General features: G+C 67.9%; 11 protein-coding genes and 1 pseudogene. 5 read left to right on the top strand and 7 right to left on the bottom strand.

The genetic code is table 11. The features are described 5' to 3' along the window. Both WBB14_RS22290 and WBB14_RS22295 read left to right on the top strand, forming a co-directional pair. Positions 1-306 (top strand): annotated as a pseudogene (locus WBB14_RS22290) (MFS transporter); the annotation flags it as partial. A gap of 65 nt (positions 307-371) precedes the next feature. Then, on the top strand, positions 372-1,625 hold the full coding sequence (locus tag WBB14_RS22295) for an Hsp70 family protein (protein WP_424241765.1): 1,254 nt from the start codon (positions 372-374) through the stop codon (positions 1,623-1,625). A 5-nt stretch (positions 1,626-1,630) separates the two neighbouring features. On the opposite strand, the gene WBB14_RS22300 is transcribed toward WBB14_RS22295, so the two are convergent. Next, the gene (locus tag WBB14_RS22300; protein WP_424241766.1) at positions 1,631-2,551 is read right to left on the bottom strand and encodes a LysR substrate-binding domain-containing protein; all 921 of its coding nucleotides are present in this window, start codon (positions 2,549-2,551) and stop codon (positions 1,631-1,633) included. 163 nt (positions 2,552-2,714) lie between these two features. Here WBB14_RS22300 and WBB14_RS22305 point away from each other — a divergent pair, with 163 nt between their 5' ends. The 3 genes from WBB14_RS22305 to WBB14_RS22315 all read left to right on the top strand — a co-directional run bounded on the left by WBB14_RS22305 (position 2,715) and on the right by WBB14_RS22315 (position 4,774). Next, positions 2,715-3,734, top strand: a complete 1,020-nt coding sequence (locus tag WBB14_RS22305; RefSeq protein ID WP_424241767.1) for a zinc-dependent alcohol dehydrogenase family protein — start codon at positions 2,715-2,717, stop codon at positions 3,732-3,734. A gap of 93 nt (positions 3,735-3,827) precedes the next feature. Then, complete coding sequence (locus WBB14_RS22310) at positions 3,828-4,415, top strand: NUDIX domain-containing protein (RefSeq protein ID WP_424241768.1); 588 nt, start codon at positions 3,828-3,830, stop codon at positions 4,413-4,415. Between the two features lie 26 nt (positions 4,416-4,441). Then, positions 4,442-4,774: a 2Fe-2S iron-sulfur cluster-binding protein gene (locus WBB14_RS22315; RefSeq protein WP_424241769.1), complete on the top strand. Its 333-nt coding sequence runs from the start codon at positions 4,442-4,444 to the stop codon at positions 4,772-4,774. Here the strand turns inward: WBB14_RS22315 and WBB14_RS22320 are convergent. The 6 genes from WBB14_RS22320 to WBB14_RS22345 all read right to left on the bottom strand — a co-directional run bounded on the left by WBB14_RS22320 (position 4,755) and on the right by WBB14_RS22345 (position 9,437). Continuing rightward, the gene (locus WBB14_RS22320) at positions 4,755-5,240 is read right to left on the bottom strand and encodes a hypothetical protein (RefSeq protein ID WP_424241770.1); all 486 of its coding nucleotides are present in this window, start codon (positions 5,238-5,240) and stop codon (positions 4,755-4,757) included. The two genes, WBB14_RS22315 and WBB14_RS22320, sit on opposite strands and share 20 nt — an antisense overlap. Continuing rightward, positions 5,191-5,892, bottom strand: a complete 702-nt coding sequence (locus WBB14_RS22325) for a DUF899 domain-containing protein (protein ID WP_424241771.1) — start codon at positions 5,890-5,892, stop codon at positions 5,191-5,193. The genes WBB14_RS22320 and WBB14_RS22325 overlap by 50 nt, the downstream gene beginning before the upstream one ends. A 54-nt stretch (positions 5,893-5,946) precedes the next feature. After that, positions 5,947-6,411 (bottom strand): SRPBCC family protein, encoded by a 465-nt coding sequence (locus tag WBB14_RS22330; protein WP_424241772.1) that lies wholly within the window; start codon positions 6,409-6,411, stop codon positions 5,947-5,949. Then, positions 6,297-6,749, bottom strand: a complete 453-nt coding sequence (locus tag WBB14_RS22335) for an ArsR/SmtB family transcription factor (protein ID WP_424241773.1) — start codon at positions 6,747-6,749, stop codon at positions 6,297-6,299. The genes WBB14_RS22330 and WBB14_RS22335 overlap by 115 nt, the downstream gene beginning before the upstream one ends. Before the next feature lie 62 nt (positions 6,750-6,811). Beyond that, positions 6,812-8,116: an MFS transporter gene (locus WBB14_RS22340; protein WP_424241774.1), complete on the bottom strand. Its 1,305-nt coding sequence runs from the start codon at positions 8,114-8,116 to the stop codon at positions 6,812-6,814. 193 nt (positions 8,117-8,309) lie between these two features. Then, positions 8,310-9,437, bottom strand: coding sequence for a hypothetical protein (locus tag WBB14_RS22345; RefSeq protein ID WP_424241775.1), 1,128 nt, complete (start codon positions 9,435-9,437; stop codon positions 8,310-8,312). Positions 9,438-9,439: the final 2 nt, after the last annotated feature.

The raw sequence follows: 9,439 nt of genomic DNA on the forward strand, positions 1-9,439 counted from the left end.
GCCCAGGGCTGGACGCTGCCGCAGGCCGGCATGGCCTTGGGGGCGCAGGCGCTGGGCGCGTTCGGCGCGGGCGCCGCGTCCGTGGCCCTGATGACGCTGGCCATGCGCTTCGCCAGCCGGGGGGAGCAGGCCGGCACCGATATGACAGCCGTGCAGAGCGCCCGCGACCTGGGCGAGATCCTGACCTCGTCGCTCATGACCGGGCTGGCGGCCCAGGTCGGCTACGCCGGCGGTTTCGCCAGCGGTCTGCTGGTGGCTGCCGCGACGCTGGCGTTCACGGCAAGGGCGCTGGCGCGCACGGGCTGATATGGCGATTCTGGCGGTTGCGGCTACACTTGTCCGCCGTTTTGCTTTCAGCCCCAGAATTCCCCATGATCTCCACCGCATGCGGCGTCGACTTCGGCACGTCCAACTCCACCGTGGGCTGGAGCCGCCCCGATCAGCGCGCGCTCCTCGCCCTGGAAGACGGCAAGACCACCTTGCCCTCGGCCATTTTCTTCCATGACGAAGACGCCGAGGTCAGCTATGGCCGCGCCGCCATCTCCGATTACCTGGCAGGTTACGACGGGCGCCTGATGCGCTCGATGAAGAGCCTGCTGGGCAGCTCGCTGATCGACGGCTCGACGGAAGTGCAGGGCCGTTCGATTCCGTTCCGCGTTCTGCTGACGCGCTTCATCGCCGAACTCAAGCATCGCGCCGAGACGGCGGCAGGGCGCGGCTTCACGCGCGCCGTGCTGGGTCGGCCGGTGTTCTTCGTGGACGACAACCCCGCCGCCGACCAGACCGCCCAGGACACGCTGGGCGAGATCGCGCGCAGCGTGGGTTTTACCGATATCGAATTCCAGTTCGAGCCGTTGGCCGCCGCATTCGACTATGAATCGCAGATCGACCGCGAAGAGCTGGTGCTGGTCATCGACATCGGCGGCGGCACCTCCGACTTTTCGCTGATCCGCCTGGGGCCCGGCCGCGCGGCCAAGGCCGACCGTCGCGAGGACATCCTGGCGTATGGCGGCGTGCACATCGGCGGGGTGGACTTCGACAAGCAGCTCAGCCTGGCCCACGTGATGCCGATGCTGGGACTGGGCAGCCAGCTGCGCAGCGGCAAGGACGTCCCGTCCACGCAATATGGCAACCTCGCTTGCTGGCACACCATCAACCAGGCCTATACCCGCAAGGCCGCCGAGCACTTCGCCTACATCCGCGCCGAAGCCGGCGACCGCGAGAAGATCGATCTGCTGCTCAACCTGGTCAAGCAGCGCGCCGGGCACTGGGTGGCGGTGCAGGTCGAAGAGGCCAAGATCGCGCTGTCTGATACGCCCGCCGCGCGCATCGACCTGTCGCGCATCGCGCCGGAACTGGGCGTGGACGTGACGCGGCCGTCGTTCGACGCCTGCGTGGGCCGGTTGATCGAGAAGGTCGAGACCACGGTGGGCGCGCTGCTGCGCGATGCTGGCGTGTCGACCGCGGACGTGGACACGGTGTTCTTCACCGGCGGCTCCAGCCGCGTGCCGCGCCTGCGCGAGTCCGTCTCGGCCCTGGTGCCGGGCGCGCGCAGCGTCGAAGGCGACCTGTTCGGCAGCATCGGCGCCGGCCTGGCGCTGGACGCCCGCCGCAAGTTCGGCTGAGCCGCTCAGGCGGCCAGCATGGCCGGCACCCGCGCCGCCAGCGCATCGATGGCGGCGCGCGTCTTGGACGGCAGGTAGCGCGCTTGCGGCCACACCGCATGCACTTCCTGCGCGGCCAGGCGGTCGCCGTGCATCAGCACGTCCAGTTCGCCAGTGCGCACATAGTGCGTCAGCATCCAGCAGGGCAGCCAGGCGAGCCCCGCGCCGGCGATGGCGGCATCGGCGATGGCTTGCAGGTCGTCCAGCCGCAGGCACGGCCGCAAGCGTAGCTGCATGACCTGATCGTCCACTCCCTTCACCGTCCAGCCTCGCTCGATTCCGTTGTGCGTGTAGGCGATGCAGGCGTGCTGCATCAGCTCGTCCACCGTGGTGGGACGGCCGTGCGCCTGGATGTAGGCGGGAGACGCTCCGATTCCCATTGTCTGCATGCCCAGCCGGCGCGCGGCCAGGCTGGCGCTGTCGGGCAGCTCGCCCACGCGGATGCCCAGGTCATAGCCTTCCTCGATCAGGTCCACCACCCGGTCGTTGAATGAGATCTCGATCTGCAGCTGCGGATGCTGCAGCGCCAGTTCGCGCAGCACGGGCGCGACGCAGTGCCGGCCGAACACCAGGGGCGCGCTGACCCGCAGGCGTCCCTGGGGCTCGCGGCGGCCGCTGTCCAGCTCGGCTTCGGCGGTCTGCAGCTCGGCCAGCGCGCGCACGCAACGGTCGTAGTAGGCCTGGCCGTCGTCGGTCAGGCTCTGCTGGCGGGTGGTGCGGTGGAACAGCCGCGCGCCCAGGCGCGCCTCCAGCCGCGCGATGGACTTGCCCACCGCTGAGCGCGTCAGGTTCAGGCGTTCTGCCGCCAGTGCGAAGCTGCCTGCCTCAACGGCCTGCACGAAGACTTCGATGCCGCTCAGTCTGTCATAGGTGATCGCGGTTGCCATCAAGGGTTCCTTAGTCCTGATTGGTTCCAATTGGGAATCGGTGAAAAGAAAAAGATTCGCCACTGGGGAAATTGATTCCCATATATCTTATCGGTACTTGGCCGCGCCGGGTAGCGGCAATTGCCGGGCGGCGGCTTTCTTGAACCGATACAGGAGAAACAACATGCAGGCATACACCATCACCAGCGGCAAGGACATCGCTTCGCTGGAGCGCGTCACGCGTCAACCGCGCAGCCTGGCTCCACTGGAGCTGCGTGTGCGCATCAAGGCGGTGTCGCTGAACTACCGCGATCTGATGGTGGCGCGCGGTGAGTATCTGAAGGGTTCGGGCGACCCGGTCATTCCCGCCTCCGACGCGGCGGGCGAGGTGGTGGAGGTGGGCCCGGGCGTGACGCGCTTCAAGGTCGGTGACCGCGTGATGGGCGCGTTCATGCCGGACTGGATCGATGGCGAACCCACGCCCGCCACGGTGGCGCTGGCGCCTGGCGCCGCCACCGACGGCCTGTTGTCCACCGAGAGCATTTTTGCCGAGCATGCGCTAGTCGCCACGCCGGCATCCCTGAGCGACGAGCAGGCGGCCACCCTGCCTTGCGCCGCCGTCACCGCGTGGAACGCCCTGTTTGTCGCTGGACGCGCCAAGGCGGGGCAGACGGCGCTGTTCCTGGGTACCGGGGGCGTTTCCATCTGGGGTCTGCAATTGGCCAAGGCGGCCGGCATGCGCGCCATCATCACCTCGTCCAGCGCCGACAAGCTGGCCCGGGCGCGCGAGCTGGGCGCGGACCTGACGATCAACTACCGCGAGACGCCGCAATGGCAGGACGAAGTGCTGCGCCTGACCGGCGGCGAAGGCGCGCATGTGGTGGTGGAAGTCGGCGGCGAAGGCACGCTGGAACGTTCCGTGGCGGCCGCGCGCATGGGCGGCGCCATCGCGGTCATTGGCGGCGTGAGCGGCTTTGCGTCCGTGCCGGTGGCGCCCTTGGCCCTGATCGCGGGCGTCAAGCGCCTGGAAGGCATATTCGTCGGCAGCCGCAAGATGCTGGAGGACGTGGCGCGCTTCGTCGATGTGGCGCGCATCGCGCCTGTCATCGACCGCGTGTACTCGTTTGCCGAAGCGCGAGCGGCATTCGAGCACCTGGCGTCGGGCCGGCACTTCGGCAAAATCGTCATCCGGGTCGCGGAGTAGGCGTCATCGGGGGAGGCGGGCGGCGATGGTAAGCTCGTGCTGCCCGCGCGGGCTGGCCGTCATCCGCGCGTTCCTTGAGGTATCCGATCCGCCATGACCCGCAAGCCCGACTCCCATCTCGAAGAAAAACTCGTCACCAGCGAAGCGCCGTACAACGGCGCCTTCCTGAAGATCCGCCGCGACACGGTCAGCCTGCCCAATGGCAACACCGCTACGCGCGAGTACGTGGTGCATCCGGGCGCAGTGGTGGTAATCCCCTTGCTGGACGACGGCCGGGTGTTGCTGGAGCGCCAGTTCCGCTATCCCATCGGACGCGTGATGACCGAGTTCCCGGCCGGCAAGCTGGACCCGGGCGAGGATCCGCTGGTCTGCGGCAAGCGTGAGCTGCTGGAGGAAACCGGCTACACCGCCGATCAATGGGCGCATGCCGGGGCTCTGCATCTGGCCATCGCCTATTCCACCGAGATCATCCACATCTACTTCGCCCGGGGCCTGCGCGCCGGACCGCGCCAGCTGGACCAGGACGAATTCCTGGACGTGATCAGCGCGGACCCCGCCGAGCTGATCGCGGCCTGCGCCCAAGGCGAAGTCACCGACGCCAAGACGCTGACCTGCGTGCTGTGGATGCAGAACGTGCTGTCTGGCGCCTGGCAGCTGGACTGGCAGGACAACGCGGGCTAGGGCCTGCCCGCGGGATCCGTCCAACCATGCCTGCTTTTCCCGTGCTGGTGCAGCCCGCTGGCCTGCGCTTCGATGCGCCGGCCGATACCTCCGTGCTGCTGGCGGCGCAGGCCGCGGGCATCAAGCTGCCCAGCTCATGCCGCAACGGCACCTGCCGCGCCTGCATGTGTCTGTTGCTGGAAGGAGATATCTCCTACCGCATCGAATGGCCGGGACTGTCGCGCGACGAGAAGGAAGAAGGCTGGATCCTGCCCTGCGTGGCGCGAGCCGAGTCCGCCCTGGAAATCCAGGCGCCGCTGGCCGCGCCGATCGAGGCCGCGCCGGCAGCGCCGCGTCCGCTTACCGGGGCGCGGCGCTAGCGGCAGCGATTAGCGCCGCGACGGCCATGCCGGCCGCCATTCCCAGCGCCATGCCGCAGGCCATTCCGCCAAAGGGCGCGACGCCTGCCGCCAGTGCCGCCGCCATGCCCCATTGAGCCCCCGCCAGCATGCCGAGTCCCATCGCCAGGGCGCAGGCCAGACGCGCCCTCAAACCTGGCGCGCCTTGCAATGGCAGCAGTGCGGCGATCAGCATGGCAGCGCTGCTGGCAGGCATCAGCGCTGCGTGCCGCCATGCCTGTTCGAGCAGCCCGCCGGGCGCCGCACACAGGCTGGCCAGCAGCGCCGCCGGCGTGTAAAGAGTGTCCACCCACAGGCCTGCGGCCATGGCGGCGGTGCAGGCCAGCCATAGCGTCGCCGCGTTCGCCGCCATGCGGACCGCCCGGCGCGGCTGGCGCCTAGCCGCAGGCGTGGCAGGCGTGCGCCTGGGCGTCGTCGTAGCGGTCATGGTGGCGCACCCAGTCGCCCAGATTGAAGTGCGGACCGTTCTCGTTGCGGCCCAGCGGCGCGAAATCCAGGTAGTTGTAGGCGCCGACCAGCCGTTCCACGCCGCGCGCGAAGCTGGAATAGGTATGGAAGATCTCGCCGTCCGTGTCGCGGAAAAAGGCGCTGGCGCCAGAGCGTTCTTCAGTGCTGCCATCGGCCTTGGGCACGGAGGCTTGCAGATCGAAGTTGAAGTCGCAGCCTTCGGACGAGTACCAGGGGAAGTGCCAGCCCATGCGCCGCTTGAAGGCGTCCAGCTTGGCGAGCGGGGCCCGCGACACGGCCACCACCGCCACGTCATGCTGGCGCAGATGCAGGGCCGCGCTGTCCATGTGGTCGGCCAGGAACGAGCAGCCCACGCAACCTTCTTCCCAGTCCGGACCGAACATGAAGTGGTAGACGATGAGCTGGCTCTTGCCCTGGAACAGCTCGGCCAGGTCCGCCGGACCGGCAGGGCCGTGGAAGCGGTAGGGCTTATCCACCTTGACCCAGGGCAGCGCCAAGCGCTCACGGGCCAGGGCGTCCTGGGCCCGGGTCAGTTCCTTTTCGCGGCGTAGCAGCGTTTCTCGCGCGATGTCCCATTGCGCTCGGGATACGACGGAGTGATCGGTTTGCATCGTGTGTCTCCTCGGAGCGGGCCGGCAGGCCCGGATAGGGCGAATGGCCGGGATTCAGGCCGGATTCGCCAGATGGCCCGCCAGCCGGTCCAGCGCGCCCGACCATCCATGGTCGTGGCTGTCGCGGGTGGCCTGGTCGACGAACGGGGTCTGCAGGAAGGCCAGCTCGGTGCCGCCGTCCGCCGCGCTGAATTCAAGCGTGATCAGCGAGACTTCCGCGGGCGTGTCGCGCCAGGCCCAGGTGAAGACCAGCCGGCGTTGCGGCTCGACTTCGCGGTACCGGCCGCTGGCGTGGTGCTCCAGGCCGTCCTCGGTGGCGAAACCCACCTCATAGGCGCCGCCCACGCGCACATCGGTTTCGGCCCGCAGCACCTTCCGGGTCTCGGCGGGGCCGAACCAGCGCATCAGCGCTTGCGGGTCCGTCCAGGCGCGCCAGACGCGTTCGACGGGGGCGTCGAAGCGCCGCTTGAGCCGGAGTTCGATGGGGGCTGATTGGTCTTGGGTGCTTCGGTTTTCCATGGGTGGACCTCTTCCTCGTGGTACAGGTACCGCGCCAGCGAATCCAGCTGTCCGCTCCAGAACTTCTCGTAGCGGGCCAGCCAGTCGGATGCCGCCCGCATGGGTTCGGGCGATAGCGTGCAATTGACGACGCGGCCGTCCTTGGCGCGGGCGATCAGGCCGGCCTCTTCCAGCACGCGCAGATGCTTCATGAAAGCGGGCAGGGACATGGCGTGCGGCCGGGCCAGTTCGCTGACCGAGGCCGCGCCTTGCTCCAGGTCGGTCAGCACCCGGCGCCGCGTGCGGTCGGCCAGGGCTGAGAAGATGCCGTCGAGCGTGTCGTCTTTAAACTTAACCATAGGGTTAAGTATTAAGCCGCAAGCGCACGGCTGTCAAGCAACAAAATTGGCGCGATCCGGAATCAGGCGTGCTGGTGCATGGCCGAGCGGTGCTTGGTGTCGCGCATGGTGGCGTACACCAGCAGCGACAGGAAGATGATTCCCGCGAGGTAGTAGTAGAACCACTCCTCATGCCCCTGCTGTTTGAAGAACAGGGCGATGGCCGGTGCCGTGCCGCCGAAGATCGACACGGTCACGGCGTAGGGCACGGCGACGCCCGTGGCGCGGATGTTGGTGGGGAAGAGTTCCGCCTTCACCACCGCGTTGATGGAGGTGTAGCCGGCGGTGAACACCCAGGCGCCGCAGATCAGCAGGAAGGCCAGGAAGGGCGAGCGCGTGTGCGACAGCGTCATCAGGATGGGCACGGTGAGCGCCGCGCCTGCCACGCCGAAGAATACCAGCAGCGGCTTGCGGCCGATCTTGTCGGACAGCGCGCCATAGACCGGCTGCAGGATCAGCGCGAAGATCAGCGAGCCGGCGATGATGTAAGTCGTGACGATGTCGGAGAAGCCCGAGGTCTGCCGCACGAAGGTCTGCATATAGGTCGTGAAGGTGTAGAACGCCGCCGTGCCGCCCGCGGTCAGGCCCACCACGATCGCTACTTCGCGCGGATACTTCAGCAGGCCGCGCAGCGAACTGGTCTGCGGCTTGGGCGCCTTCTGCGCTTCCTTGTAGGAGTCCGTCTCGGGCATGTCGCGCCGCATCAGGGCGGTGACGATGGCCAGCATGGCGCCGATCACGAAGGGAATGCGCCAGCCCCATTCCACCAGCTGCTGGTGGGTCAGGAATACGTTCTGCAGCAGCAACAGCACCAGGATCGCGCAGAGCTGTCCGCCTATCAGGGTGACGTACTGGAAGCTGGAATAGAAGCCGCGATGCTCGGGATCCGCGATCTCGGTCAGGTAGGTCGCGCTGGCGCCGTATTCGCCGCCCAGGCTCAGGCCTTCGATCACGCGCGCCAGCGCCAGCAACGCAGGCGCGGCCAGGCCTATGGTGGCGTAGGTGGGCGTGACCGCGATGATCAGCGAGCCCACGCACATCATCCCCACCGACACCATCAACGACAGGCGCCGCCCGTGGCGGTCCGCCAGATGGCCAAATAGCCAGCCGCCCAGCGGGCGCACGATGAAGCCGGCCGCGAACAGCGTGGCGGCGTTCAGTTGCTGGACGACCGGATCGTGGGAAGGGAAGAAGGCGGGGGCGAAGTACAGCGCGAAAGCGGTATAGGCGTAGAAGTCATACCACTCCACCAGATTGCCCATGGAGCCGATGAAGATCGCCTTGATGCGGCGCTTCGCGTCGGGCATGTCGAGATATGCTTGCGTCATATCCGTCCTTCGGGTGCGTTTGTCGGGGGACGCCGGACACGCGATCGCCGCCTCGACCCATGACGGCGGGCCAGCCGCGAATGGAACACGCATTGCGTTATGTTGCGCCTGCCCGTGCCTAAATGCACGCTTTGCGGCGCTGTTTTTCATTCAGTTTTTTGTCAGGCCTGCGCCGCCGATGGCGCGCTCAGCTTTACTTGCCGCGCGGCTTGATGGCTACGCAGGGGGCGGCGCCGTCGGCTGCCTGGGCCTCGTCGCCGAGCAGTGCCAGCGTGCCACAGGCCGAGCCGAACATGTTCTTGCTGTTGTGGCCGATGCCGGTCACCTCGAAGGCGCGCCGGTGCAGCGTCACGGGCTTGGCGCCGCGCGCGGCCAGGATGTGTTCGTACTGCGCGTAGCCTGTGCCGCGGGCCAGCCGGGTTGCGCCCTGGGCTTCCGCCCCGCAGGTCTTGTCCAGCAAGCGGTCTTCAGGATTGTTGTCGGCGCCGCCCAGCAGATAGGTGACATCGCGCGCCGCGTAGCGCACGAAAAGCTTGGATTCGTCGGTCTCGCGCGAGTACGCGGGCAGCTTGTCCGGACCGTACTTGTACTGGTTGTAGGTGGGACAGATGCCGCGCTCGTAGGGCGCATAGCCCTTGCCGTCGGGGCGCGGGCGTTCATTGCTCAGGTACAGGTAGGACGAGGGGTTGGCGATGACGTAGCGCAGCGCTAGTCCGTCGCGCCGCAGCGGGCCGTCGATATTGTTCAGCACGGCATAGCGCTGCACCAGTTGGCCGCCAGCGGAGTGGCCGGCCAGCACGATGCCGGCTAGCGACGCCAGGCGCTTGCGGTCGTCCAGGCTGCGCAGCAGGTCGTCCAGCACCTGGAACGAGCTGACCGGCGCGGGGCGGCCCGTGGCCTGCACGCTGTCTTCGCCGTCTTCCCAGCTGGCCTTGCGCCAGGCTGCCATGCCGCCGAAGCCCGAATCGATGGCACTCGAGAAGCGCGGCGCCAGGATCAAGGTGTCGCGAGCGCGCTCGGGGTTGCGCGCCAGCAGGGCGGCGACCGATTCGTAATAGCGGTCGGCGTCGCGCTTGACGCCGTGGATCACGACCACGACCTGCTTGATGTTGCGCAGGTCGTCCCGGGCCAGGTCGCGGTTGGCGTAGACCGGCATTTTGTACCGGTGGCCGGGCTTGCCCAGTTCCATGGACTGCCAGCGCAAGGGCGCCGCGCGCTTGGGGGCGGGCGCGGTTTCGCTGTAGTCGTAGGGATCAGGCAGGGGCGTCTGCGCGTGCGCGGCCAGCGGCGCGAGCGCCGCCAGGGCGCACCAGGCTGCCAGGG

Source organism: Achromobacter sp. (genome assembly GCF_049647645.1).
Taxonomy (GTDB): Bacteria; Pseudomonadota; Gammaproteobacteria; order Burkholderiales; family Burkholderiaceae_B; genus Achromobacter.

What these genes read in the sequence shown, in the direction of transcription:
- WBB14_RS22310 (WP_424241768.1), top strand. Translation starts at nt 3,828, where the DNA reads ATGACCCGCAAGCCCGACTCCCATCTCGAAGAAAAACTCGTCACCAGC.
- WBB14_RS22295 (WP_424241765.1), top strand. Translation starts at nt 372, where the DNA reads ATGATCTCCACCGCATGCGGCGTCGACTTCGGCACGTCCAACTCCACC.
- WBB14_RS22320 (WP_424241770.1), bottom strand. Translation starts at nt 5,240, where the DNA reads ATGACCGCTACGACGACGCCCAGGCGCACGCCTGCCACGCCTGCGGCT.
- WBB14_RS22315 (WP_424241769.1), top strand. Translation starts at nt 4,442, where the DNA reads ATGCCTGCTTTTCCCGTGCTGGTGCAGCCCGCTGGCCTGCGCTTCGAT.
- WBB14_RS22330 (WP_424241772.1), bottom strand. Translation starts at nt 6,411, where the DNA reads ATGGAAAACCGAAGCACCCAAGACCAATCAGCCCCCATCGAACTCCGG.
- WBB14_RS22305 (WP_424241767.1), top strand. Translation starts at nt 2,715, where the DNA reads ATGCAGGCATACACCATCACCAGCGGCAAGGACATCGCTTCGCTGGAG.
- WBB14_RS22335 (WP_424241773.1), bottom strand. Translation starts at nt 6,749, where the DNA reads ATGGTTAAGTTTAAAGACGACACGCTCGACGGCATCTTCTCAGCCCTG.
- WBB14_RS22340 (WP_424241774.1), bottom strand. Translation starts at nt 8,116, where the DNA reads ATGACGCAAGCATATCTCGACATGCCCGACGCGAAGCGCCGCATCAAG.
- WBB14_RS22300 (WP_424241766.1), bottom strand. Translation starts at nt 2,551, where the DNA reads ATGGCAACCGCGATCACCTATGACAGACTGAGCGGCATCGAAGTCTTC.
- WBB14_RS22325 (WP_424241771.1), bottom strand. Translation starts at nt 5,892, where the DNA reads ATGCAAACCGATCACTCCGTCGTATCCCGAGCGCAATGGGACATCGCG.